This window comes from Citrobacter meridianamericanus (assembly GCF_041320245.1).
Lineage (GTDB): Bacteria > Pseudomonadota > Gammaproteobacteria > Enterobacterales > Enterobacteriaceae > Citrobacter > Citrobacter meridianamericanus.
Map to the genome: position 1 here is coordinate 4251175 of NZ_CP101036.1, position 25119 is coordinate 4276293.

27 protein-coding genes, 1 tRNA gene and 1 pseudogene are annotated in these 25119 nt (G+C 52.2%); 17 read left to right on the forward strand and 12 right to left on the reverse strand.

Annotation, left to right across the window (positions count from 1 at the left end; translation table 11 throughout):
- Positions 1 to 27 precede the first annotated feature (27 nt).
- The 9 genes from NMD08_RS20790 to NMD08_RS20830 all read left to right on the forward strand — a co-directional run bounded on the left by NMD08_RS20790 (position 28) and on the right by NMD08_RS20830 (position 5210).
- On the forward strand, positions 28 to 903 hold the full coding sequence (locus NMD08_RS20790; RefSeq protein WP_370618958.1) for a GTPase family protein: 876 nt from the start codon (positions 28 to 30) through the stop codon (positions 901 to 903).
- Positions 904 to 1211: 308 nt separating this feature from the next.
- The gene (locus NMD08_RS20795) at positions 1212 to 1676 is read left to right on the forward strand and encodes a hypothetical protein (RefSeq protein ID WP_152405757.1); all 465 of its coding nucleotides are present in this window, start codon (positions 1212 to 1214) and stop codon (positions 1674 to 1676) included.
- Positions 1677 to 1776: 100 nt separating this feature from the next.
- Positions 1777 to 2250 carry a hypothetical protein gene (locus NMD08_RS20800; protein WP_370618960.1) on the forward strand — a complete coding sequence of 158 codons (474 nt, stop codon included), beginning with the start codon at positions 1777 to 1779 and terminating at the stop codon, positions 2248 to 2250.
- Between the two features lie 120 nt (positions 2251 to 2370).
- On the forward strand, positions 2371 to 3192 hold the full coding sequence (locus tag NMD08_RS20805; RefSeq protein ID WP_370618962.1) for a DUF932 domain-containing protein: 822 nt from the start codon (positions 2371 to 2373) through the stop codon (positions 3190 to 3192).
- 30 nt (positions 3193 to 3222) lie between these two features.
- Positions 3223 to 3666 (forward strand): antirestriction protein, encoded by a 444-nt coding sequence (locus NMD08_RS20810; protein ID WP_370618964.1) that lies wholly within the window; start codon positions 3223 to 3225, stop codon positions 3664 to 3666.
- A 12-nt stretch (positions 3667 to 3678) separates the two neighbouring features.
- On the forward strand, positions 3679 to 4221 hold the full coding sequence (radC, locus tag NMD08_RS20815) for a DNA repair protein RadC (protein WP_025205059.1): 543 nt from the start codon (positions 3679 to 3681) through the stop codon (positions 4219 to 4221).
- Positions 4218 to 4439: a DUF987 domain-containing protein gene (locus NMD08_RS20820; RefSeq protein WP_370618966.1), complete on the forward strand. Its 222-nt coding sequence runs from the start codon at positions 4218 to 4220 to the stop codon at positions 4437 to 4439. The genes radC and NMD08_RS20820 overlap by 4 nt, the downstream gene beginning before the upstream one ends.
- Before the next feature lie 25 nt (positions 4440 to 4464).
- Entirely contained in the window at positions 4465 to 4821 is a 357-nt protein-coding gene (locus tag NMD08_RS20825; RefSeq protein WP_078310501.1) for a type IV toxin-antitoxin system YeeU family antitoxin, read from the forward strand.
- A 20-nt stretch (positions 4822 to 4841) separates the two neighbouring features.
- Complete coding sequence (locus NMD08_RS20830; RefSeq protein ID WP_078310503.1) at positions 4842 to 5210, forward strand: TA system toxin CbtA family protein; 369 nt, start codon at positions 4842 to 4844, stop codon at positions 5208 to 5210.
- 535 nt (positions 5211 to 5745) lie between these two features.
- Here the strand turns inward: NMD08_RS20830 and NMD08_RS20835 are convergent.
- The 3 genes and pseudogenes from NMD08_RS20835 to proB form a co-directional block, all read right to left on the reverse strand.
- Positions 5746 to 6146: pseudogene (locus tag NMD08_RS20835) on the reverse strand (hypothetical protein); the annotation flags it as partial.
- 290 nt (positions 6147 to 6436) lie between these two features.
- On the reverse strand, positions 6437 to 7690 hold the full coding sequence (proA, locus tag NMD08_RS20840; RefSeq protein ID WP_210904669.1) for a glutamate-5-semialdehyde dehydrogenase: 1254 nt from the start codon (positions 7688 to 7690) through the stop codon (positions 6437 to 6439).
- An 11-nt stretch (positions 7691 to 7701) separates the two neighbouring features.
- Positions 7702 to 8805 (reverse strand): glutamate 5-kinase, encoded by a 1104-nt coding sequence (proB, locus tag NMD08_RS20845; RefSeq protein WP_005133587.1) that lies wholly within the window; start codon positions 8803 to 8805, stop codon positions 7702 to 7704.
- Between the two features lie 290 nt (positions 8806 to 9095).
- Here proB and phoE point away from each other — a divergent pair, with 290 nt between their 5' ends.
- Entirely contained in the window at positions 9096 to 10151 is a 1056-nt protein-coding gene (gene phoE, locus NMD08_RS20850) for a phosphoporin PhoE (protein ID WP_187259303.1), read from the forward strand.
- Positions 10152 to 10270: 119 nt separating this feature from the next.
- On the opposite strand, the gene crl is transcribed toward phoE, so the two are convergent.
- From crl to gpt, 3 genes are all read right to left on the reverse strand, one after another.
- A complete protein-coding gene (crl, locus tag NMD08_RS20855; protein ID WP_151218493.1) occupies positions 10271 to 10672 on the reverse strand; it encodes a sigma factor-binding protein Crl in 402 nt (133 codons plus the stop codon).
- A 57-nt stretch (positions 10673 to 10729) separates the two neighbouring features.
- Positions 10730 to 11974, reverse strand: a complete 1245-nt coding sequence (gene frsA / locus NMD08_RS20860) for an esterase FrsA (RefSeq protein ID WP_151218492.1) — start codon at positions 11972 to 11974, stop codon at positions 10730 to 10732.
- A gap of 99 nt (positions 11975 to 12073) precedes the next feature.
- Positions 12074 to 12532 (reverse strand): xanthine phosphoribosyltransferase, encoded by a 459-nt coding sequence (gene gpt, locus NMD08_RS20865; RefSeq protein ID WP_003031380.1) that lies wholly within the window; start codon positions 12530 to 12532, stop codon positions 12074 to 12076.
- Positions 12533 to 12793: 261 nt separating this feature from the next.
- Here gpt and pepD point away from each other — a divergent pair, with 261 nt between their 5' ends.
- Entirely contained in the window at positions 12794 to 14251 is a 1458-nt protein-coding gene (gene pepD / locus NMD08_RS20870) for a cytosol nonspecific dipeptidase (RefSeq protein WP_370618969.1), read from the forward strand.
- 51 nt (positions 14252 to 14302) lie between these two features.
- Here pepD and dinB read toward each other — a convergent pair whose 3' ends face one another.
- On the reverse strand, positions 14303 to 15358 hold the full coding sequence (gene dinB / locus NMD08_RS20875; RefSeq protein WP_151218490.1) for a DNA polymerase IV: 1056 nt from the start codon (positions 15356 to 15358) through the stop codon (positions 14303 to 14305).
- A gap of 397 nt (positions 15359 to 15755) precedes the next feature.
- Here dinB and dpaA point away from each other — a divergent pair, with 397 nt between their 5' ends.
- Positions 15756 to 16496, forward strand: a complete 741-nt coding sequence (gene dpaA, locus NMD08_RS20880) for a peptidoglycan meso-diaminopimelic acid protein amidase (protein ID WP_187252993.1) — start codon at positions 15756 to 15758, stop codon at positions 16494 to 16496.
- Here dpaA and NMD08_RS20885 read toward each other — a convergent pair.
- Both NMD08_RS20885 and lpcA read right to left on the reverse strand, forming a co-directional pair.
- Positions 16467 to 17234 carry a class II glutamine amidotransferase gene (locus NMD08_RS20885; protein ID WP_038637544.1) on the reverse strand — a complete coding sequence of 256 codons (768 nt, stop codon included), beginning with the start codon at positions 17232 to 17234 and terminating at the stop codon, positions 16467 to 16469. The genes dpaA and NMD08_RS20885 overlap by 30 nt on opposite strands.
- Positions 17235 to 17279: 45 nt before the next feature.
- Positions 17280 to 17858, reverse strand: a complete 579-nt coding sequence (lpcA, locus tag NMD08_RS20890; RefSeq protein WP_016151815.1) for a D-sedoheptulose 7-phosphate isomerase — start codon at positions 17856 to 17858, stop codon at positions 17280 to 17282.
- A 239-nt stretch (positions 17859 to 18097) separates the two neighbouring features.
- On the opposite strand from lpcA, the gene fadE reads away from it, so the two are divergent.
- The 3 genes from fadE to NMD08_RS20905 all read left to right on the forward strand — a co-directional run bounded on the left by fadE (position 18098) and on the right by NMD08_RS20905 (position 22010).
- A complete protein-coding gene (gene fadE / locus NMD08_RS20895; RefSeq protein ID WP_151224179.1) occupies positions 18098 to 20542 on the forward strand; it encodes an acyl-CoA dehydrogenase FadE in 2445 nt (814 codons plus the stop codon).
- Between the two features lie 110 nt (positions 20543 to 20652).
- Positions 20653 to 21420, forward strand: a complete 768-nt coding sequence (locus NMD08_RS20900; protein WP_151218489.1) for an amidohydrolase — start codon at positions 20653 to 20655, stop codon at positions 21418 to 21420.
- A gap of 179 nt (positions 21421 to 21599) precedes the next feature.
- A complete protein-coding gene (locus NMD08_RS20905) occupies positions 21600 to 22010 on the forward strand; it encodes a Spy/CpxP family protein refolding chaperone (protein ID WP_370618972.1) in 411 nt (136 codons plus the stop codon).
- A gap of 97 nt (positions 22011 to 22107) precedes the next feature.
- On the opposite strand, the gene NMD08_RS20910 is transcribed toward NMD08_RS20905, so the two are convergent.
- Together NMD08_RS20910 and dnaQ are read right to left on the reverse strand one after the other, a co-directional pair.
- Positions 22108 to 22184, reverse strand: a tRNA-Asp gene (locus NMD08_RS20910).
- A 134-nt stretch (positions 22185 to 22318) separates the two neighbouring features.
- The gene (gene dnaQ / locus NMD08_RS20915) at positions 22319 to 23047 is read right to left on the reverse strand and encodes a DNA polymerase III subunit epsilon (RefSeq protein WP_187252996.1); all 729 of its coding nucleotides are present in this window, start codon (positions 23045 to 23047) and stop codon (positions 22319 to 22321) included.
- A gap of 64 nt (positions 23048 to 23111) precedes the next feature.
- Between dnaQ and rnhA the strand changes: the two genes are divergently transcribed.
- On the forward strand, positions 23112 to 23579 hold the full coding sequence (gene rnhA, locus NMD08_RS20920; RefSeq protein ID WP_016151805.1) for a ribonuclease HI: 468 nt from the start codon (positions 23112 to 23114) through the stop codon (positions 23577 to 23579).
- Here the strand turns inward: rnhA and NMD08_RS20925 are convergent.
- On the reverse strand, positions 23576 to 24298 hold the full coding sequence (locus tag NMD08_RS20925; protein ID WP_151224177.1) for a class I SAM-dependent methyltransferase: 723 nt from the start codon (positions 24296 to 24298) through the stop codon (positions 23576 to 23578). The genes rnhA and NMD08_RS20925 overlap by 4 nt on opposite strands.
- Before the next feature lie 33 nt (positions 24299 to 24331).
- On the opposite strand from NMD08_RS20925, the gene gloB reads away from it, so the two are divergent.
- Positions 24332 to 25087 (forward strand): hydroxyacylglutathione hydrolase, encoded by a 756-nt coding sequence (gene gloB, locus NMD08_RS20930; RefSeq protein ID WP_151224176.1) that lies wholly within the window; start codon positions 24332 to 24334, stop codon positions 25085 to 25087.
- The last annotated feature ends 32 nt before the right edge of the window (positions 25088 to 25119 follow it).

Below are 25119 nucleotides of genomic sequence, written 5' to 3' on the forward strand. Positions count from 1 at the left end.
TTTTGTTTTTCACACTGAGACTTCCGTATGAAAAAATCTGACGGCCTTCAGGCCATTGAGAAGCCCCTGGCTTCTCTGCCCCACGCTATCCGCAGCCACATTATTGAACGCCTTCGCAGTCTTACCCGGTACGAGCCGGTGATAGGTATTATGGGCAAAACGGGGGCCGGTAAATCCAGCCTCTGCAATGCCCTGTTTCAGGGGGAAGTCACGCCAGTCAGCGACGTGAATGCCTGTACCCGCGACGCGCTGCGCTTCAGGCTCCGCAATGGCAGTCACAGCCTGATGATAGTCGATTTACCCGGTGTGGGTGAAAGCGCGCAACGCGACGAGGAATATACCGCACTGTACCGCCGCATTTTACCTGAACTGGATTTAGTGCTGTGGGTCATTAAGGCCGATGACCGGGCGCTGTCGCTGGATGAGCATTTTTATCGAAAGGTCATGCTGGCATATCAGCACCGGGTACTGTTCGTGGTGAATCAGGCTGACAAGGCCGAACCCTGCCACACATGGAACCTCGCCGATAACCAGCCTTCTCCGGACCAGCAGCTGACCATTGAGGCGAAACGACGCGCTGTGCAGCACCTGTTCCTGCCACATCATCCGGTCTGTGTGGTGTCAGCCAGAACCGGGTGGGGGATGGACACAATGGTGGAGACCATGATGCGCAGCCTGCCCGACCGGGCCGCCAGCCCGCTGGCAACACAGCTGCACGGTAAGCTCTGCACGGCACCGGTAAAAAAGCAGGCCCGTGATGGTTTCGGTAGCGCGGTGGGGGACGTGTTTGATATGGCAGCGTCCTCCTCTTTTCTTCCTGCCCCCGTACGAGCAGTGATCCGCACGGTGCGGGACGCTGTGGTGTCGGCGGCCCGTGCCGTCTGGGACTGGATTTTCTTCTGAAACCGGACTTTATCCTCCTCCCGCTCATCCGTGGGCATGAGCCTCATTCACAGACCCACTTCTTTTAATCAGAACACCTCGTTGCTCCCGCTTCGTGGCACCGGATACCTGAGTCCCTGTTCTGTCACACATTTTCTCCGAAAGGGATGACAACTTTCATCCTTATCAATAGAATGTAACGATCGATATCTATTTTATCGATCGTTATTATCGATCGATAAATAAATGCATCCGCTCAGCCTGCAGTGCGATATGGTCACCGCTGCGGGTGCTGACTGCGGATTTTCTGAAATGGCTAAGGAATGAAAATGAAAAGAAGGTTTGCAGTTTTTGCGCTGGTTTTCAGCGTCAGTCTCAGTACCGCGGCCCAGGAACGTACCGATATTCCGGCGAATACCATCTGGTCGTTTAAGGACCCCGGCGGTCGAGTGTTATGGGATGTCTGTGGCGGAAAACACAGCACCTGCACCATCGTGCTGGCGGCAACGAACAGGGTGGCCATTGTTAATCGTAAATCCACTAACGGCTGCGCCCTGGGGGATTTTTACGTGGTGGGCAAACCCGAAAAAGCCTGGAACCAGTACGACACGGGGACCTGCAGCAGCAATGCTTACTTCAGTCAGGGGACCATGAACAACGGGCAGTACCGGACTATTGATGTCCGTCTCAACGGGGAACTGGTAAAACGATTCCCGGTGGAATACTGGTCGCTGGTGAAATCCTTTTCGGGTAGCAACCGGCCAAAATGGAAGGACAAAACGACAGACAGATAAGAGCGTTGATGAAATGAATTAAGGTTGTCCGGGTTCCCGGTGCGCTTCAGCGCGCCCTGACGGATTCCCTCCCTCTGATGTTAATGAAAGGAAATCACTTATGCGTTTATCTCATGCCACCCTGGCGGTCGTTATGCTGGCCTCAGCCTCCGTTGCACAGGCCATCCCCAATATGTGGAGCAGCGGCTTCGCTCAGGGGGTGACCGAATACATCATCACCAGCCCGGAGAAAGTGGTCTTTAATCTTAACTGCACCACCAGCCCCGATGAGCAGAATGTGCTGCAGCACAGCGTATACCTGACCCTGCCCGATGGTACCTTGCTGAATTCTCACGATGACGGAACCGACATCACCGTGGTGATGAATGACAGCCAGTATCCGTTACCGTCATCCCTGGGCTGGAGGAATGGCGATAATGCCTGGGTGTCATTTATTGACGCGCTGGGTCAGTCGTCTAATTTCGATGTTTACGTCAACAATAACAAAGTTGGCTCCTTCAGCCCGGGTCTGAAGAATACGCAAAAAGAGCTGTCTGACCTCAGTGAGTGCCGGACCACACACTACAGCGATTAATTACTCACGTTTCAGACCTCTCCAGCCCGCTACGTACCAACACCAGATAGCAACAGGCCATTCTCCTTCGGGAACATGGCCTGTTTTGTTTTTATTTCATTATCAGATAAGGAGTTAGCCATGCGATTAGCCAGCCGCTTTGGCCGTATTAACCAGATACGCCGTGACCGGCCTCTGACCTATGAAGAATTGATGTGCCATGTACCCAGCGTGTTCGGGAGTGACAAGCATGAATCACGCTCAGAGCGTTACACCTACATCCCGACCATCACCATCCTCGAAAGCCTGCAGCGTGAAGGCTTTGAGCCGTTCTTTGCCTGCCAGACAAAGGTTCGCGATCAGAGCAAGCGGGAGCACACCAAGCACATGCTTCGCCTGCGTCGTGCCGGGCAACTGACGGGGCATCAGGTACCGGAAATCATTTTGCTTAACAGTCATGACGGCTCCTCGAGCTACCAGATGCTGCCGGGGCTGTTTCGTGGCGTCTGTACCAACGGCCTGGTCTGCGGTCAGTCATTTGGAGAAGTGCGGGTGCCGCATAAGGGTAATGTCGTCGAGAAGGTAATTGAAGGGGCTTACGAAGTGCTCGGTGTTTTTGACCGGGTGGAGGAGAAGCGCGATGCGATGCAGTCACTGGCGCTGCCTGCACCCGCCCGCCACGCGCTGGCGAATGCCGCGCTGGAATATCGCTTTGGTGAGGACCACCAGCCGGTCACGGTATCGCAGTTGCTGACCCCTCGTCGCCGGGAGGATTACAGCGATGACCTGTGGACCGTCTATCAGCGGGTGCAGGAGAACCTGATGAAAGGGGGATTGTCAGGACGAACCGCACAGGGGAAAAGCAGTCGCACCCGTGCCGTTACCGGTATTGATGGCGACGTGAAGCTCAATCGCGCCCTGTGGGTGATGGCAGAAAATATGCTCGAGTTTTTCGGGCGTTAAACAACCGTTCCGGCATAAGGAGATAGTTTAATGAATACACAAAATCATCAGTTCGCGGAGCAGGCAGCAATTACTGCCTCAGTGGTCCATGACGAGTTACGCATCGGCTTCTGGCCGCAGCACTTTGGCTCCATCCCACAATGGATAACCCTTGAGCCCCGAATCTTTGGCTGGATGGGCCGTCTGTGTGCCGATTACCACGGTGGTATCTGGAACTTTTCGACGCTCAGCAACGGCGGTGCTTTCATGGCTCCTGAGTCAGAGCACGATAAGACGTGGGCATTGTTCAACAGCATGAACGGCAACGGCGCGGAACTTACTGGCGAAGCGGCAGGGATAGTCACCTGTCTGATGACATACAGCCACCACGCCTGCCGCACCGAGTGTGACGCGATGACTGAACACTATTATCGCTTACGCGACTATGCGCTAAACCATCCGGAATGCAGCGCCATTATGCATCTAATCGACTGAGGAATACCTGACATGAATACCGCATTATCCCCGGTGTCATTACAGCCTGAACTTTTCCAACTGACGGTTATGGCCCAGCATGGTTGCCTGCTCCCCGCGACCTCCGGATTGACACCTTATGCCCAACGGACCATCCGCCGCGCTATCAACCTGCTGGATAAATATCTTCGTCAGCCTGGCATATCCTTTACTTCAAGTACGGCAGCCCGTGACTGGCTTCGGTTAAAGCTGGCAGGACAAGAACGGGAAGTATTTATGGTGCTCTATCTCGATAACCAGCACCGTTTACTGGAGAGTGAAACGCTATTTGCCGGTTCGATTAACCATGTCCAGGTCCATCCTCGAGAGTTAGTGAAGTCAGCGCTTCGCTTCAATGCTGCAGCTGTCGTGCTGGCGCATAACCATCCATCCGGCGACCCGGAGCCCAGCCAATGCGACCGTAATATTACGGGCAGGCTAAAAGAAGTATTGGCGCTCGTTGATGTGAAAACGCTTGATCATCTGGTCATCGGCTCAGAAGACATTGTGTCGTTTGCCGAGCGAGGCTGGGTATGAAAATCATCAGTAAACGCCAGGCCATGACCTTGTACCGACAGCATCCTGGCTCCCGACTGTTTCGCTTCAGTACGGGCAAATATAAATGGACTGGCAGTGTCTGCCATTATGCTGGTCGCGAGGTGCAGGACATAGGCGGCGTTCTGGCCGTATTCGCTGAACGCCGTCAGGACCGCAATGGTCCCTATGTCATTCTTCTAAGTGTCACTCTCAATTAATCCTTCCCTTTAATCAGGAATAATAATGAACAATCACTCCGAATCCGGTACTAAGCCGGAGAACCCCGCCTGCCTGGTGTGGGGACTAAAGTGTACGAGCACACCCTGTTTCGGCGCTCGTCTGGTGCAGGAAGGCTGCCGGGTGCATTTTCTCGCTGACCGGGCAGGATTCAACGGTACTTTCAGCGACGATGATGCGCTACGCCTGGATCAAGTTTTTCCGCTGATACTCAAGCAACTGGAGTTGATGCTCACCAGCGGAGAACTCTTTCCTCAGCATGAGCATTGCGTCACGCTATATCACAATGGGCTCACGTGTGAAGCCGATACTCTTGGTAGTTGTGGCTACATATACATCGCCATTTATCCCACTCAACGCTAACAAATTTCACGAGAGCAAACATGAAAAATCTACCTGCTACAATTTCGCGGGCGGCGAAGCCCTGTCTGTCGCCCGTGGCTGTCTGGCAAATGCTACTTACACGGCTGCTGGAACAGCATTATGGTCTGACGCTAAACGATACACCTTTCTGTGATGAAACCGTTATACAGGAACATATCGATGCCGGTATCACTCTGGCTAATGCCGTTAACTTTCTGGTGGAAAAGTATGAGTTAGTACGTATCGATCGCACAGGATTTACCTTACAGGAACAAGCGCCATATTTGACTGCGACAGACATTCTTCAAGCCAGGAAAGCGTGCGGGCTGATGAGCCGGTGTTCTTACAGGGAGGTAAGTAATATTGTTTTTAGCCGATCACGGCTGTGAGGGGATGGAGATCTGCGAAGGTTTCCACGATACGTGAAGAATTTGATGAGATTAACGACTCGATGAAAGTCTCATCGAGTCGCATGAAAAACAAGGCGGGGGCACAAAAGGGGGCATTTATAAAGATGAAACAAGAAAATATCTATATTTATCAAAGAGAATTCATGGTGTGTTATGTTCCTATTATCGCACCATTATCTACGCGACTTCACGCGATGTTCAGCAAAAGTGCCTTGTGCCATATTTTTGCCATTTCCTCCCAGAAATGAGTCAATTTGACCGGGTTCTCAAAAAACGCATGGAACTAAAATGGGTCTATTTACACTGTCATTTTCTGCTCCAGTGAACGAGCAAAAGCGCTGGGAATAACGTAATTACCCACTTTTACGGGACCTGCATGTGAAGTTCCTGATATCAGTGCAAGAAAGAAACAAATTCTACCGCCGACAATATTTTTTGTTGTCTTGTGCATCCTTACAACCCGGTATTTTTATTTACCCCGTACAGATGGCTGCTATTAACCATCATTTCACTGTTATGACCGCTTACCGTGCCAGATTCCGATGCGTGAACGGCAGTTTTATTCGCGTACCCGGCATAATGTAATAACGTTCACGACAGCCCCGTCCCTGCTCGTGGGCTTTATCTTTGCAAGCGCCATAGTCGATCACACGAAATGAAACATTGCCGGTATTGCTGATAACGTCGCCATTACGGCTGTATTCAAAGCGCTCTTTACGCGGCGCGACTACCAAAATCGCGCCAATTCCCTGCTGACGCTGTCACAACAGCCACTTTATTAGCCCGAGTCTCCGCCCTTTCGGTGACCGGCTCATCTATCCATTGCAAACGATAATAACGCTCGACATCATCTGCTGGACTTTTATAAAAGAAGCGAAAAACGTCCTTGGCCTGACCAGAAAGAATAAGGGTTGCATTGAACTGTATTTTTACATCCCCAGTCCAGTAGCCGTCTGGCAGACGCGGAGTAATCTGTGACCGGTGTACTACCATCAGGAACAAGACGTGAATTGCGGTCCAGGAAAATTCATGTGGGCACGGAAAATTCTGCGATATGCAGACTTCTGACGCGACGAAGGAGAGCAAAGATGATTAATAAATTGCAGAACGGAAAACAACCACGTACCAGAAGCAACAGATAAAACTAACCGGGAGATGCATTAACCTTGCGCATCAACGCCTGCTTGTGCATCACCCGGTTTCAATTACGCTCGGATCGTGTCGTCGCCGAAGCCAACCCACTTATATGTGGTCAGTGCTTCCAGCCCCATTGGACCACGCGCGTGCAGTTTTTGCGTACTTACCGCTACTTCCGCACCCAATCCGAACTGGCCGCCATCGGTGAAACGCGTAGAAGCGTTAACGTACACGGCAGAAGAGTCTACTTCATTCACGAAACGATCGGCGTTACGCAGCGTGCGCGTCAGGATCGCATCGGAATGTTGGGTCCCATGCTCGCGAATGTGGGCGATGGCATCGTCCAGGTCAGTAACGACTTTCACATTCAAATCCAGCGACAGAAACTCGTCGTCATACTCTTCGGCTTTCACCGCGACCACGTTAGCGGGCCCTGACTGCAATGTAGCCAGCGCCATCTCATCGGCATGCAGCGTGACGCCACTTTGCGCCATCTGCTCGCTCAGTGCAGGCAGAAAACGTGGCGCGATGTCCTGATGCACTAACAGAGTTTCTACAGTGTTACAGGTGCTCGGACGCTGGGTTTTGGCGTTGACGATAATCTTCAGCGCAGGGGCGATCTCTGCCGTGTCATCTACATAGATATGACATACGCCAATACCACCGGTGATCACCGGAATGGTCGACTGCTCACGACATAACTTGTGCAGACCCGCGCCACCGCGAGGGATCAGCATGTCGATGTACTTATCCATACGCAGCATTTCAGCGACCAGTGCGCGGTCCGGGTTGTCTATCGACTGCACGGCTGCGGCGGGTAAACCGCAGGCTTCCAGCGCCTTTTGGATCACCGCCACGGTTGCGGCATTCGTCCGGTACGTCTCTTTTCCTCCGCGCAGGATCGCCGCATTGCCGGTTTTCAGGCACAGGGAAGCCACGTCGACGGTGACGTTTGGACGCGCTTCATAAATCACGCCAATCACACCCAGCGGGACACGACGACGCTCCAGACGCAGGCCGCTGTCCAGCAGACCGCCGTCAATCACCTGCCCGACCGGATCGGCGAGATGACACACCTGGCGCACATCGTCAGCAATCGCTTTCAGACGCGCCGGCGTCAGGGTCAGGCGGTCGAGCATCGCATCGCTCAGGCCGTTGGCTCGCGCCTGCTCAACATCTTGTACATTTGCGCTGAGGATGCTTTCGGTTTGTGCTTCCAGCTCATCAGCGATTGTTTCCAGTACGCGATTTTTTTCGCGACTGGAGAGCAGCGCCAACTTGTATGACGCGGCTTTGGCAGCAATGCCCATTTTTTCCAGCATATGCCTGTTCCTTAACGGGTAATCATGTCATCGCGATGGACAGCAACCGGGCCGTATTCATAGCCCAGGATGGTATCAATCTGTTGTGAGTGGTGTCCGGCAATACGGCGCAGCGCGTCGCTGTTATAGCGGGTTACGCCGTGGGCAATATCGCGCCCTTCCAGATTGCAGATGCGGATCACTTCACCACGAGAGAAGTTACCTGTCACGCTTTTAATACCTTTTGGCAGCAACGAGCTGCCGCGCTCCAGAATAGCTCCTGTTGCGCCTTCATCGACGGTAATTTCACCGGCAGGCGGCGCGCCGAAAATCCAGCGTTTACGATTTTCCAACGGAGAAGCCTGAGCATGAAAACGCGTCCCAACGGAAACGCCTTCCATAACGTCGCCAATCACGCCTGGCTTGCTGCCTGCGGCAATAATGGTGTCGATCCCGGCGCGGCACGCGACATCGGCGGCCTGTAGTTTAGTCCCCATGCCGCCGGTTCCCAGGCCAGAGACGCTGTCCCCGGCAATAGCGCGCAGCGCATCATCAATACCGTGCACGTCTTTGATCAGCTCCGCCTGCGGATTAGTACGCGGATCGGCGGTGAACAGTCCCTGCTGATCGGTCAGCAGCAGCAGCTTATCGGCCCCGGCCAGAATCGCTGCCAGCGCCGAAAGGTTGTCGTTGTCACCCACTTTAATTTCGGCGGTAGCCACCGCATCGTTCTCATTAATGACCGGAACGATGTTGTTATCGAGCAGCGCGCGCAGCGTATCGCGGGCGTTGAGGAAGCGCTCTCTGTCTTCCATATCCGCACGCGTTAGCAGCATCTGCCCGATATGAATACCGTATATCGAGAACAGCTGTTCCCACAGTTGAATCAATCGGCTCTGCCCTACCGCCGCCAACAGCTGTTTCGAAGCTATCGTTGCCGGGAGCTCAGGGTAACCAAGATGCTCACGTCCGGCAGCAATCGCGCCCGAAGTAACGATAACAATACGATGCCCTGCGGCATGGAGCTGCGCGCACTGGCGAACCAGTTCTACGATATGGGCGCGGTTCAGGCGGCGCGATCCGCCCGTTAACACACTGGTGCCTAGTTTTACCACCAGCGTCTGGCTGTCACTCATGATTCTCTGCCATTCAAAATTGGGGAAAATGATATCAAACGAACGTTTTAGCAGGACTGGCCTCGGTTGCCAACAACCAGCGTACAAAGCATGAAATTTTATTGCGCAGGATCAGCAAGCGTAGCGGCTGATTTTGACGCCTTTATTACAGAAACAAAAAAACATCCTTTTTTAAAATTATTCTTACTTTGTCATAAAACGTTCATTGCCAGACGTTAAAAACCTTCCTGTCTTTTAGCGGGGATCACACCCAGTAAATATTAGCGCGTACTTTTTAATCAGGAATGAAAATGAAAAAGAGCACTCTGGCATTAGTGGTGATGGGAATTGTTGCGTCGGCATCCGTACAGGCAGCGGAAGTGTATAACAAGAACGGCAATAAACTGGATCTCTATGGCAAAGTAAAAGCCATGCATTACATGACGGATTATGACAGCAAAGACGGCGACCAGAGCTATGTCCGTTTAGGTTTTAAAGGTGAAACGCAAATTAACGATGAACTGACGGGATATGGCCGTTGGGAAGCGGAGTTTGCCGGTAATAAAGCCGAAAGTGACTCCAACCAGCAAAAAACGCGTTTGGCTTTTGCTGGTCTGAAATTAAAAAATCTTGGCTCATTTGATTATGGTCGTAACCTGGGCGCGTTGTACGACGTGGAAGCATGGACCGATATGTTCCCGGAATTCGGCGGCGACTCCTCTGCGCAAACCGATAACTTTATGACCAAACGCGCCAGCGGCCTGGCGACCTACCGCAACACTGACTTCTTCGGTGTTGTGGATGGCCTGGATCTCACCTTGCAGTATCAGGGTAAAAACCAGGACCGCGATGTGAAAAAACAGAACGGAGACGGTTTTGGTACTTCCGTGACCTATGACTTTGGCGGAAGTGATTTCGCGGTAAGCGGCGCGTATACCAACTCCGATCGTACCAACCAGCAAAATCTGCAAACGCGCGGTACGGGCGATAAGGCAGAAGCCTGGGCGACCGGCTTAAAATATGATGCTAACGATATTTATATTGCGACCATGTACTCCGAAACACGCAATATGACGCCAATTTCCGGCGGCTTTGCCAATAAAACACAAAACTTCGAGGCGGTTGTTCAGTACCAATTTGACTTTGGTCTGCGTCCGTCACTGGGTTATGTGCTGTCGAAAGGTAAAGATATTGAAGGCGTTGGGAATGAGGACCTGGTGAATTATATCGACGTGGGTGCAACGTACTATTTCAACAAAAATATGTCTGCGTTTGTTGATTATAAAATCAACCAGCTTGATAGCGATAATAAGCTGGGTATCAATGACGATAATATCGTTGCCGTCGGTATGACCTACCAGTTCTGATTATACCCTTCATACTTCAAGCTGCATGTGCGTTGGCCTTCCTGCAACGCGAATTATTTAGGGTCTAGCATAAAAAATGCCGGATGGGGTTGCGCCGCCATCCGGCATTTTGCTGTTCGTTATGCCGTTAATTTAACGGGTTCATCCTTAAAATCATCAGCAGGCTCCAACGCCAGATTCAGCGACGTTAACAATCCATGTAATTTTTCATGAAACTCACGCAAGGTGTATTCCAGTCGCTCGACCACTTCGGTCTCTTTCACTGGCACCGCAGTCCAGTTACCATCTTTATCAAACAAACCAAAATGATAGCTGTAGGTAAAGCGTTTTTCCTGCGCTTCCAGTTCCATCCACCAGCCCCAGAACTCGCGTTTCTCGGGGGCGGGTTTCACGTTGACGCAAACAGCCAGACAATCGAAGAAAAATCGATTATCTTCGCACTGTCCTTCGCGGATATACGGACCCAGCGCGGTGAATTTCTTGATCAATCTACTTTTCGGATGCCCACTCGGTAACGTCATTACGATCTCCTTAGGTGAAGCACCTGTTTTACCAAATCGATAAAATTTAGCAAACTTTTAACACAATCTCTGATTGATCCAACCGGTTATTTCCTGCAACCCTTTGTCAAAATTGCGATACACCGGGTTGAATGGAATCTCCAGCAACTTACCGTCAGAAGATGAAGATGTGATTAAACGCGACTCCTCTTCCGGGCTAAATGGATCGTTTTTCCAGAACCCCGACAACATTGGCGTCGGACAACGTCTGCCCAGCAGCCCCTGCACTTTTAATGAATAGCGATTAAGCTCTACACGCAGCGCTTCATCGGAGGCGTCATGCATCCCCAGACGACTTGCCAGAACGTCAAGATACATTTCCGGGACGCTTGCCTGGCGCTGCGGGTCGCTAAGCAGCGCGTGAACCACTGGCCCCAAACAGGCCACCGCTTTCAGACGCGATGATTCCAGATACGCCAGGCGTACCGCCACGTTAGCGCCAAAGCGAAAACCGAAGGCCGCCACGCGGGTGTGATCCACCCAGGGAACGTTTGGCAACGCTTTTAATACGTGCTGGTGCAGCAGGCTGGAATCCTGGGTCAGTTTCCATTTTGACGAGAACCCGACCGACGGCATATCCAGCGTCAGCATGGCGATACCGCGCGGGGCAAAGTAGCGCTCATACAGACTGTAGTAATCCGTTTGCATAGAGTCGAGGCCACCGCACATCAGCACCGTCGGGAACGGACCGTCGCCTTTTGGCATATGCAGGAAGCCAGTGATTGGCGCGCCGCCGGTAACGGCAAATTCCATCTCACGCAGCGTACCCGGCAGACGCTGTGCGGCCTCTTCATAGGCACGGTTGGCCAGAGCCTGCGCCTGCTCTGCCAGCTCATCGCCTTTTAAGTGGGGATAAGCGGCAATGTTGTACAACGTGGAGGCATGTAGCCAGTGGCGTCCGCTCACCTGCGGATCCGCTTCCATAGACGCTTTCTGTTGCCAGTCCATCGCCTGCTTCGCCCACTCGTAGATCCAGTTCCCGCCGCGATACCCGATGACCGTGTCGTAGAGTTCTTTATCCGTACGTTCGGCTTCACTCATGACGATGCGGGCCTGCACTTCGAGAATTTCACGCGGATCGACGCCACGCCAGATCCACATCAGGCGATTCACCATGCGATACCAGTGCGGAACTGTTTTGCCATCAAGAGCCGATTGTACGGACGGCTGCGCGCCGCGATTAAAACGACGAACCAGCGTTGACGTTTCAGGGTGTTTGAAGCGGGGTTTAAACAGGACTTCGCTGAGGTTAGCCTGTGACATGATTGCAGCCTCCATGAATACTCACTAAGGCATAGTGTAACCTGACACCGCAAAAAAAGAACAACGCCCGGCATTGCCAGGCGTCGAAAACGTTATTGATTAGCGACCAGAGATCGGCGGGACAAACACAACGCCCATATCCCACGGCTGCTCAATCCAGGTATCCTGAGGGATATCAACAACATAATCATTCACCAGCGGACGACCGGCCGGCTTAGCGAAGATCGTGACGAAATGCGCTTTAGGATACATTTCGCGGATCGCAACGGCGGTACCACCGGTATCAACCAGGTCATCAATTACGATAAAACCTTCACCGTCGCCTTCGGCACGCTTCAGCACTTTCAGTTCGCGCTGGTTGTCGTGATCGTAGCTGGAGATGCATACGGTATCGACATGACGAATACCCAATTCACGCGCCAGCAATGCGCCCGGCACCAGACCACCACGGCTAACGGCAATAATGCCTTTCCATTGTTCAGAAGGCATCAGGCGGCTTGCCAGTTTACGTGCATGGATCTGCAACATGTCCCAGGTGACGACGTATTTTTCGCTCATGTGAAGTGTCCCAGCCTGTTTATCTACGGCTTAAAAAGTGTTCGAGGGGGAAATAGGTTGCGCGAGATTATAGAGATCTGACGCACTAAAAACCAGTGTTTCGCGGAATCCGCGCCTCTTTTTGCATGCTTTATGCTAGCCGTCGGCGGAGAAAGTGGTATTCTCAATCGCATCGCGCAAGCCTGACTTGTGGTGTTTTTAATTCTGCTAACCCTGTGGCCTGCAAGCAAGTTTTGCAGGACATCGCCAAGGAGACTCAACGTGTCTGAACTGTCTCAGTTATCCCCGCAACCGCTGTGGGATATTTTTGCCAAAATCTGTTCTATTCCTCATCCGTCCTACCATGAAGAGCAGCTCGCTGAACACATTCTGAGCTGGGCCCAAGAGAAAGGTTTCCACGTCGAGCGCGATCAAGTCGGTAATATCCTGATTTGCAAACCCGCTACCGCAGGAATGGAAAACCGCAAGCCGGTCGTTCTGCAGGCGCACCTGGATATGGTCCCGCAGAAAAACAACGACACCGTGCACGACTTCACCAAAGATCCTATCCAGCCTTATATTGATGGCGAATGGGTAAAAGCCCGTGGCACCACGCTGGGTGCGGATAACGGTATCGGTATGGCGTCCGCGCTGGCCGTTCTGGCTGATGACAATGTGGTACACGGTCCGCTGGAAGTCCTGCTGACCATGACCGAAGAAGCAGGTATGGATGGCGCATTTGGTCTGCAGGCTAACTGGCTGCAGGCGGATATCCTGATCAACACCGACTCAGAAGAAGAAGGTGAGATCTATATGGGTTGCGCAGGTGGGATCGACTTTACCTCTAACCTGCCGCTGTCCCGTGAAGCAATCCCGGCTGGCTTCCAGAGCTTTAAGCTGACGTTAAAAGGTCTGAAAGGTGGCCACTCCGGCGGTGAAATCCACGTGGGTCTCGGCAACGCGAACAAGCTGCTGGTACGCTTCCTGGCGGGTCACGCTGAAGAGTTGGATCTGCGTCTGGTTGATTTCAACGGCGGTACGCTGCGCAATGCGATTCCGCGTGAAGCCTTCGCTACCCTCGCCGTGGCTGCAGATAAAGTTGATGCGTTAAAAGCGCTGGTCAGCACCTACCAGGAAATCCTGAAAAACGAGCTGGAAGCTAAAGAGAAAAATCTGGCTCTGCTGCTGGATGCCGTTACTAACGACAAAGCCGCGCTAACCGCGCAGTCTCGCGACAGCTTTGTACGTCTGCTGAACGCCACCCCTAACGGTGTGATCCGCAACTCCGACGTCGCCAAAGGCGTGGTAGAAACCTCCCTGAACGTCGGTGTGGTAACCATGACTGACGATAATGTCCAGATCCACTGCCTGGTACGTTCGCTGATCGACAGCGGTAAAGACTACGTGGTGAGCATGCTGGATTCACTGGGTAAACTGGCTGGCGCCAAAACTGAAGCCAAAGGCGCGTATCCAGGCTGGCAGCCGGATGCAAACTCTCCGGTTATGCACCTGGTTCGTGAAACCTATCAGCGTCTGTTCAATAAAACGCCGAACATTCAGATCATCCATGCTGGTCTGGAATGTGGCCTGTTCAAAAAACCGTATCCGGAAATGGACATGGTTTCCATCGGGCCAACCATCACCGGTCCGCACTCCCCGGATGAGCAGGTTCATATCGAAAGCGTCGGCCACTACTGGACGCTGCTGACTGAACTGCTGAAGTCTATTCCGGCGAAGTAAATCTGCGTTAAATGCCGGATGGCGCTGTGCTTATCCGGCAATACATGTATGTCACAACCCCAATAACAGCTGCCTTTCTATTTGTGGATCCAGCAGCGTGACGTGTAACCCCACCAGCCTCACACCTCGCCCTCCCCGACGTGCTTCCCAGGTTTTGTGTGCCGTCGCAATTAAGTCGTCTTTATTTAAGCGCGGCCAGACATGCTCCTGAGTGGTCTGCTGAAAATCATTAAACTTGAGTTTTATTCCCTGGCGGGCGATCAGGAGATCCGGCTTAACCTTTGCCAGACGCCGTTCCAGTTCGGGATAGAGCCGCTCAATAATCGCTTCACACTCTGACCACTGATGAATATCTTCCGCCAGTGTCCGCTCGACGCCGACGGATTTGCGCAGCCTGTCGCTGTTGACGTCCCGCTCGTCAATTCCCTGACTGCGCTCCCACAACACGCGGCCAAACTTACCAAAACGTTTGAGCAGCGTAGCCAGATCGTATTTTTGAATATCTTCGCAGGTACGCAATCCCATCGACTCCAGCTTAGCGGCGGAGACTTTACCGACGCCGGGAATTTTCCCCAGCGGTAACGTTTTGAGAAATTCAGGGACATCAGCAGGGGTTATCACATATTGCCCGTTGGGTTTATTGAGATCGGAGGCGATTTTTGCCAGGAATTTAACCGGCGCAATCCCCGCAGAGGCGGTTAGCTGTAGTTCATTGAAGATCGTCTGGCGGATCTCCTGGGCGATCAGCGTCGCGGAGCCGTGGCAGTAAACGCTGTCGGTGACATCCAGGTAGGCTTCATCCAGCGAAAGCGGTTCAATCAGCGAGGTATAGCGGGAGAAGATCGCCTGAATCTGGCATGACGCTTCTTTGTATGCCTCATAACGACCGGGTAACAGGGTAAGATGCGGGCACAGCTTTAACGCCATTCCGGTTGGCATTGCGCTGCGCACGCCAAATTTACGCGCCGGATAATTGGCTGTGCTGATAACCCCGCGGCGTTCACGACTGCCGCCAATGGCAATGGGAATGTCACGCAGGGCGGGATTATCACGCATTTCCACCGCCGCGAAAAAGCAGTCCATATCGACATGTATGATTTTGCGCATGACTCACCTCTCACAACACTGTTTAAGTATACAGTATTTTTGCGACATGAGAAGTCAGTTCCTCTGCAACGTCAGTGCGTGTCCATTCATCACAAAGCGCGCATCACACAGATAACGCACAAATTGTCCGTCGCGTACACACGCTCGCGCAGCGTCTCATTTAACTCATGAGGTTCGGTGTACCATAAAGTTCGCTAACCCACAAAATACGCCACGCCTGACAGACTTTAAGCACAATTTTCCGTATAAAGAAAATCTAAAGTGTAAACGCAGCACGAGAGACTTGCGAAAAACTCTCTGGGTGATAATGTGAGCGCTCCAGATCCAGATTTATCCGATTTGGGGACTCTTTTTGCCGTCCTGGCGTGTGTAATCGTTTTATCAAGGAATAAGTAGTATGCGTAAAATCGCATTTTTTCTTGCGATGCTTTTATTGCCGTGCGTTTCGTTTGCCGGTTTGCTGAGCAGCAGCAGCCCGACTACGCCTGTCAGCAAAGAATATAAGCAACAATTAATGGGCTCCCCTGTCTATATCCAGATCTTCAAAGAAGAGCGAACGTTGGATCTGTACGTCAAGATGGGCGAACAGTATCAATTGCTCGACAGTTATAAGATCTGCAATTATTCCGGCGGCTTAGGGCCGAAACAGCGTCAGGGTGATTTCAAAAGTCCGGAAGGATTTTACAGCGTACAGCGCGGACAGCTGAAACCGGATAGCCGCTTTTACAAAGCGATTAACATTGGTTTCCCTAACGCCTACGACCGCGCACACGGTTATGAAGGTAAATACCTGATGATTCACGGTGCCTGCGTTTCCGTCGGCTGCTACGCGATGACCGATAACGGCATTGATGAGATTTTCCAGTTTGTCACCGGTGCGCTGGTGTTTGGGCAGCCCAGCGTGCAGGTCAGCATTTATCCGTTCCGTATGACCGACGCCAACATGCAGCGCCATAAATTCTCGTATTACAAAGAGTTCTGGTCACAGCTAAAACCGGGATACGATTACTTCGAACAAACGCGTAAGCCACCAACAGTTTCCGTCGTAGATGGCCGTTACGTTATCAGCAAGCCGTTGAGTCACGAAGTGGTCCAGCCGCAGCTGGCATCAAACTACGCGCTCCCCGAGACAAAATAATGCCCACTCGCCTGGCATAATCTTTTGCCAGGTTTCATTGCCGGTTAACGGCTGCGTGGCAATCACGGTGACCACATCATTGGGTGTGGTCTCTGAGCTAAAATCGATTTCCACATCCTGATCCAGCAACGTCGCTACACCAAATGGCGCACGCCGGGTGATCCAAAACAGGTTGGTCGAACAGAAGGCCATCACATAACGCCCGTCAGACAGCAGCATGTTGAAGACCCCCTTCTCTCGCAGTTCTCCTGCCAGCACCGCGATATACTTAAATACTGCCGTCATATTGCCAGGCGTGCGTGGATAGCGCTCAGTCAGCTTATGCAGTAGCCAGCAAAATGCTTTTTCGCTGTCGGTTTCCCCGACCGGACGGAAATTACCGGTTTCCAACGATTTATAGCCGCTGAGCTGGCCGTTATGAGCGTACGTCCAGTTACGTCCCCACAGCTCTCGCGTAAATGGATGGGTATTTTCCAGTGCCACTTCGCCACGGTTCGCCTGACGAATATGGGCAATCACAGAACAGGATTTGATGGGATAGTCTTGTACCAGTTTGGCGATAGGCGAATTAAAGCTGGGTTGCGGATCTTTAAACGTACGGCAGCCCTTACCTTCATAAAAAGTAATCCCCCAGCCGTCTTTGTGCGGACCGGTACCTCCGCCGCGCTGAACCAACCCGGTGAAGCTAAAGCAGATATCGGTTGGCACATTGGCGCTCATCCCGAGCAGTTCGCACATATATCACCTCCACAACAGCGGGGGCGACGAGCCCCCAGCGAAGTCTTATTTAACCATCTCTTTTTCGATCAACTGGATCAGGATATGAATAACTTTGATATGAATTTCCTGAATGCGGTCAGCGTAGCCAAAGTGCGGCACGCGAATTTCGATATCCGCGCTGCCTGCCATTTTACCGCCATCTTTGCCGGTCAGGGTGATGACTTTCATTCCCTTCTCACGCGCCGCAGCAATCGCTTTAATCACGTTACCGGAGTTACCCGAAGTGGAGATGCCTAACAGGACATCGCCCTCGCGACCCACAGCTTCCACATAACGGGAGAACACATAATCGTAACCGAAATCGTTGCTGACGCAGGAGATATGGCTAACGTCAGAAATAGCGATCGCCGGGTAGCCAGGGCGGTTTTCGCGATAGCGTCCGGTCAGCTCTTCGGCGAAGTGCATCGCGTCACAATGGGAGCCGCCGTTACCGCAAGAAAGTACCTTACCGCCCGCTTTGAAGCTGTCTGCCAACAGGACCGCCGCGCGCTGAATGGCGTGAATATTGGCGTCATCTTTAAGAAAATTAGCCAGCGTTTCCGCCGCTTCGCTCAGTTCGTTACGAATAAGATCCTGGTACATGAGGATATCCTTCAGCATGAATGTAAATGACAAGATGCAGTGTACCGGATAGCGCTACCAGCGAGAAGTCCAAGCCACAGGAATGGCGGCGGCTTTTGATTTTTTGTGCCGGTTAAAACGACAACAATGTGAGCTTTGTTGTAATTATTTTGTAAACATATTGCTAAAAGAATTCACATCCACTACAACCATATCATCACAAGTGGTCAGACCTCCTACAAGCAAGGGAGCTTTTCGTTATGATGATTTTGAGTATTATCGCTACGGTTGTCCTGCTCAGCGTTCTGTTTTATCACCGCGTGAGCTTATTCCTCAGCAGCTTAATTTTGCTCGCCTGGACGGCTGCGCTTGGCGTAGCTGGCCTGTGGTCAGTCTGGCTGCTGGTTCCTCTGGCCATTATCCTCGTACCGTTTAACTTTACGCCTATGCGCAAATCCATGATCTCTGCGCCGGTGTTCCGCGGTTTCCGCAAAGTCATGCCACCGATGTCGCGCACTGAGAAAGAAGCGATTGATGCCGGTACGACCTGGTGGGAAGGCGACCTTTTCCAGGGCAAGCCAGACTGGAAAAAACTGCATAACTATCCTCAGCCACATCTGACTGCTGAAGAACAAGCGTTTCTTGATGGCCCGGTGGAAGAGGCCTGCCGCATGGCGAACGACTTCCAGATCACCCACGAACTCGCGGATCTACCGCCGGAGCTGTGGGCATATCTAAAAGAACATCGCTTCTTCGCAATGATCATTAAGAAAGAGTACGGCGGGCTGGAATTCTCCGCCTACGCTCAGGCTCGCGTTCTGCAAAAACTCTCCGGCGTTTCCGGGATCCTGGCGATCACCGTTGGCGTACCTAACTCATTAGGCCCTGGCGAACTGCTGCAGCATTACGGCACCGAAGAGCAAAAGAATCATTACCTGCCGCGTCTGGCACGTGGTCAGGAGATCCCATGCTTCGCCCTGACCAGCCCGGAAGCGGGTTCCGACGCAGGCGCGATCCCGGATACCGGCGTGGTTTGTATGGGTGACTGGCAGGGGCAGCAGGTGCTGGGTATGCGCCTGACCTGGAACAAACGCTATATCACGCTAGCGCCTATCGCTACCGTGCTGGGTCTGGCATTTAAACTCTCCGACCCGGAAAAACTGCTGGGTGGCGAAGAAGATCTTGGCATTACCTGTGCGCTGATCCCAACCTCAACGCCGGGTGTACAAATTGGACGTCGTCACTTCCCACTGAACGTACCTTTCCAGAACGGCCCAACGCTGGGTAAAGATGTCTTCGTACCGATTGATTACATCATCGGTGGCCCAAAAATGGCCGGTCAGGGCTGGCGTATGCTGGTGGAATGTCTGTCCGTAGGACGCGGTATTACCCTGCCGTCTAACTCGACGGGCGGCGTGAAGTCGGTCGCGATGGCAACCGGTGCGTATGCGCACATTCGTCGCCAGTTCAAAATCTCTATCGGTAAGATGGAAGGTATTGAAGAACCGTTGGCACGTATTGCGGGTAACGCCTACGTGATGGATGCTGCGGCATCGCTGATTACCTACGGCATTATGCTGGGTGAAAAACCGGCTGTGCTGTCGGCCATCGTGAAGTATCACTGTACCCACCGTGGGCAGCAATCAATCATCGATGCAATGGATATTACTGGCGGTAAAGGCATTATGCTTGGGGAAAGCAACTTCCTCGCTCGTGCTTATCAGGGCGCGCCAATCGCCATTACCGTTGAGGGCGCCAACATTCTGACCCGTAGCATGATGATCTTCGGTCAGGGTGCGATTCGCTGCCATCCGTACGTTTTGGAAGAAATGGCGGCGGCACAGAGTAACGATGTGAATGCCTTCGACAAACTGCTGTTCAAACACATTGGTCACGTCGGCAGTAACAAAGTGCGTAGCTTCTGGCTTGGCCTGACGCGTGGTTTAACCAGCAGCACGCCAACTGGCGATGCAACCAAACGTTACTATCAGCATCTGAACCGTCTGAGCGCCAACCTGGCACTGCTTTCAGATGTGTCCATGGCCGTACTGGGTGGCAGCCTGAAGCGCCGTGAACGTATCTCCGCGCGTCTGGGTGATGTGTTAAGTCAGCTGTATCTGGCCTCTGCGGTGCTGAAGCGTTATGACGATGAAGGCCGTAATGAAGCCGACCTGCCGTTGGTTCACTGGGGCGTTCAGGATGCGTTGTACAAAGCGGAACAGGCGATGGACGATCTGCTGAAAAACTTCCCGAACCGTCTGGTCGCAGGCCTGCTGAGTGTGGTCATCTTCCCTACCGGTCGCCACTACCATGCACCGTCTGACAAATTGGATCATAAGGTTGCGAAGATTTTGCAGGTTCCGAGCGCCACCCGTTCTCGCCTTGGTCGCGGTCAATACCTGACGCCGAGCGAGCATAACCCGGTTGGTTTGCTGGAAGAGGCTCTGCTGGATGTGATTGCAGCCGACCCTATCCACCAGCGGATCTGCAAAGAATTGGGTAAAAACCTGCCGTTTACCCGTCTGGATGAACTGGCGCACAATGCGTTGGCTAAAGGACTGATTGATAAAGACGAAGCTGCAATTCTGGTGAAAGCCGAGGCGAGTCGTCTGCGCAGCATCAACGTGGATGACTTTGAACCCGAGGAGCTGGCGACTCAGCCGGTAAAGCTGCCAGAGAAGGTGCGTAAAGTCGAAGCCGCATAACGACACACGCACAACGTTTAGCCCCGCTTAATGCGGGGCTTTTTATTGCCACATTTTCGTAAGAGCTCATGCTACAGTGTCAAAATGTTGTTCAACGAGGAGCCTCGATCGTGCCTGGTTTGAAAATTACGCTGCTGCAACAACCACTGAGCTGGATGGATGGCCCAGCCAACCTGCGCCATTTCGACCGCCAACTGGAAACCGTCAACGGACGTGATGTCATTGTGTTGCCCGAGATGTTTACCAGCGGATTTGCCATGGAAGCGGCAGGCAAATCGCTGGCACAGGAAGAGGTCGTAAGCTGGATGCGCGCTAAGGCGCAACAGACGAATGCCCTGATAGCGGGTAGCGCGGCTCTCCAGTCTGAACGCGGCCCGGTTAACCGCTTTTTATTGGTCGACCCCGAAGGTGATGTCCATTTTTATGACAAACGCCATCTGTTCCGTATGGCGGATGAGCATCAGTATTATCAGGCCGGTGACGCGCGGGTGATTATTGAATGGCGCGGCTGGCGTATTCTGCCGTTGGTCTGTTATGACCTGCGTTTTCCGGTGTGGTCGCGCAACCGCGGCGACTACGACCTGGCATTGTATGTTGCCAACTGGCCGGCGCCGCGTTCGCTGCACTGGCAGGTTTTGCTCACCGCCCGGGCGATTGAGAACCAGGCTTATGTAGCAGGATGTAACCGCGTGGGCACTGACGGTAACGGACATCATTATCGCGGCGACAGCCGGGTGATTAATCCGCAGGGTGAGATTATTGCCACCGCCGAGCCGCATCAGGCCACGCGTATTGACGCTGAACTGTCTCTCTCGGCGCTGCGTGAGTATCGCGAAAAGTTTCCCGCCTGGCAGGATGCCGACCCGTTCACACTATAAATATCGCCAACCCTCCCGCTGCGGAACATTTTCCGTGGCGGGATTGTTTCACTCCGTAACCAACCGCAAAACAAATTCGCGTGGCGACACGCTTCTGGCAACGTATCCTGCCAGGGATAATTACTCGTAACCGACAAGTGGCAAATATTGTCGATAATTCCCTTCTCAGGATTGCAATAATGAAGAACTCCGTACGCATGACTTTGCTGGCAGTTACCGTGGCTGGCGCGTCTTTTAGCACGTTTGCAGCAACCACATCTAATGTTCCGGCTCCTGCCCAGGATCCGATAGTACAGCATCTTAAGCTGAGCACTGACCAGGTTGCGCAGATTAAAAAACTGCACCAGCAGCTTAAAACCAATGTCGGGCAGATTTCGGTGAAGGATGTGAAAGACGGCGCGTTGATTGACGTCATCAAGTCCGGGAAATGGGATGAAACGGCCGTCAAAAAACAGCTTTCCGCGTTCAGCAATATCGAACAGCAAGCGCGTTATTACCGCGTGAAATACTATTTTGATCTGAACAAAGTGCTGACTCCAGCACAGCGCCAGCAGGTACAAAAAGATATCGCGCAGACGCTGAGCGAGTAACAACGAAGCCTGCAATAACACATGGTTGCAGGCTTTTATTTTTCTGGGTTAAAACGACGAAAGCCTGAATCATTTCTGACTCAGGCTTTCTGAATATTGGCGGAATGGACGGGACTCGAACCCGCGACCCCCTGCGTGACAGGCAGGTATTCTAACCAACTGAACTACCACTCCGCGTTGTGTTCCGCTTGGGAACGAAGCGAATATTACGGATTGCCTCGCGCCTCGTCAACGCTTTTTCTCACGATTTTTAATCGTTTGCTGCAAAATTCACCCGAATGGTCATTTCCATACGAAAAACGTACAAACTATGCCCGCCAGAGGCAACTTCCGCCTTTCTTCTGCACCAGGTCAAGGCGCGACTCATGGGCCGCTAACTCTTCATCAGTGGCGAAAACAACGCGTAGTTTGCTGGACTGTCGCACAATGCGCTGGATCCCCGTGTCATTCTGCTGCTGGCTGTCACCTTCCATTGAGAACGCCATCGTTGTCTGCCCACCGGTCATCATCAGATAAACGTCGGCCAGAATCTGAGCATCGAGCAATGCGCCGTGCAAGGTACGTTTACTGTTGTCTATTTCATAGCGTGAGCACAATGCATCAAGGCTGTTGCGCTTGCCAGGAAACATTTTCCTCGCCAGCGCCAGGCTATCGGTTATTTTGCAGAATTCGTTGGTCTTCGGAATATCCCGCTTGAGCTTAGCGAATTCGTAATCCATAAAGCCAATATCAAACGATGCGTTATGGATGACCAGCTCCGCGCCGCGAATGTAGTCGAGAAACTCATCGGCCACATCGGCAAACGTAGGTTTATCGAGCAGGAACTCGTCAGCGATGCCATGCACGCCAAATGCTTCCGGGTCCACCAGCCGATCCGGCTTCAGGTAAACGTGGAAGTTATTCCCGGTCAGGCGGCGGTTCACCACTTCAACCGCACCGATCTCAATGATCTTGTGGCCTTCGTAGTGGGCACCAATCTGGTTCATACCGGTGGTTTCGGTATCGAGGACTACCTGTCGTGTAATTCCAGTGCTCATAACGGTCATTTATGTCAGACTTATCGTTTGATTTCGATTTGCTAAAACAGGAAGTCTACCAGAGATGCTTAAACAGGTAGAAATTTTCACCGACGGTTCTTGCCTGGGAAATCCGGGGCCAGGTGGTTACGGAGCGATTTTACGCTATCGCGGGCGCGAAAAAACCTTTAGCGAAGGCTACAACCTCACCACCAATAATCGCATGGAGCTAATGGCGGCAATCGTTGCGCTGGAAGCCCTGAAAGAACAGTGTGAAGTGATACTCAGCACAGACAGCCAGTATGTGCGTCAGGGCATTACGCAGTGGATCCACAACTGGAAGAAGCGCGGCTGGAAAACCGCAGATAAAAAGCCGGTGAAGAACGTCGATCTATGGAAACGTCTGGATACCGCGCTGGGGCCGCATCAAATCAAATGGGAGTGGGTGAAAGGCCATGCGGGTCATCCGGAAAACGAACGCTGCGATGAGCTTGCGCGCGCCGCAGCCATGCGTCCAACTCAGGATGATATTGGGTATCAGGCTGAGGCTTAAGCGTCGGGTTTGCGGTATTGCCGGGTCGCGCCGACGGCCTGGCGGATAGGCGTTTTGCTTTTATTTTGTTTCATCGGGTTGAGCGTGAGCGGAATGGTTCGCTTACGCGCAACCACCAGTTGCAAACATCCCAGCGCGGGAATATGGGCGCTTAACATTTTTCCGCCCTTCTTATTCCAGGGCAGGACGTGAAAACGGCTGTAGTGCAGCACTTCAAAATTCAGCAATGAAAGCCAGTCCAATTGCCGCATGAGCGTAAACATCCGGCTGTTGTAGGGTGATGTTTTACGCAATACGGGCACCAGTTTACGCAATCCCATCAGGCTTACCGGGTTAAAACCGCTCAGAATCAACCAGCCGTCATCAATAAGCACGCGATCGGCCTCACGCAATAAGCGATGGGGATCGGAACACCACGGTAGCGTATGGGCCAATAAACAGACATCCACAGACTTATCGGCAAAAGGTAGATGCAAAGGATCGGCCGTCACCTGCATGGGAGACCCTTGCAAAGAAACATTAACCTGATGAGAAACCGCGCACGCTTCGGAATCGATTTCTGCGCTTAAATTACCAATCTTAAGCAGATGAAAACCGTACATTTTTGCGAACCACGGGTTAAGCTGATACTCCAGCGCCTCACGATAGTATTCGCCCCATGGCAAATCATTCCAGCTAACGGGCGCTACGACAGTTTGAGGGATCCTTGCCGGTTTCATCACAACCTTCCGTTACGCATTGAGAGGTAATCTATGAATCTTAACAGTATTCCTGCATTTCAGGACAATTACATCTGGGTCCTGTCGAATAATGACAAGCATTGTCTGATTGTGGACCCGGGCGAAGCAGCTCCCGTTTTGAAAGCTATTGCAGAACATAACTGGGTTCCTGATGCCATTCTGCTGACCCACCATCATCAGGATCACGTGGGCGGCGTGAAAGAACTTTTACAACACTTCCCACAAATAGTGGTGTATGGACCGGCTGAAACGCAAGATAAGGGAACGACGCACGTAGTTGAAGATGGCGATATTGCACTGGTTTTGGGGCATGAATTTACGGTAATTGCTACGCCGGGTCACACTTTAGGACATATCTGTTACTTTAGTCACCCTTATTTATTTTGCGGCGACACGCTCTTTTCCGGCGGCTGCGGACGTCTGTTCGAAGGAACAGCATCTCAAATGTATCAATCACTTAAAAAAATAAACTCACTTCCTGACGATACGTTAATTTGTTGCGCACATGAATACACATTAGCAAACATGAAGTTTGCCTTAAGCATTCTGCCTCACGATTCGTTTATTAATGAATATTATCGTAAAGTTAATGAGTTACGGGTAAAAAAACAAATGACACTACCCGTAATTCTGAAAAATGAGCGACGAAATAATCTTTTCTTAAGAACGGAAGATATTGATTTAATTAATGAAATAAACAAAGAAACAATATTGCAACAACCTGAAGAGCGTTTTGCCTGGTTAAGGTCAAAGAAAGATACGTTCTGACAATTCCGGGTTGCCTTTTGAAAACTTCGCCG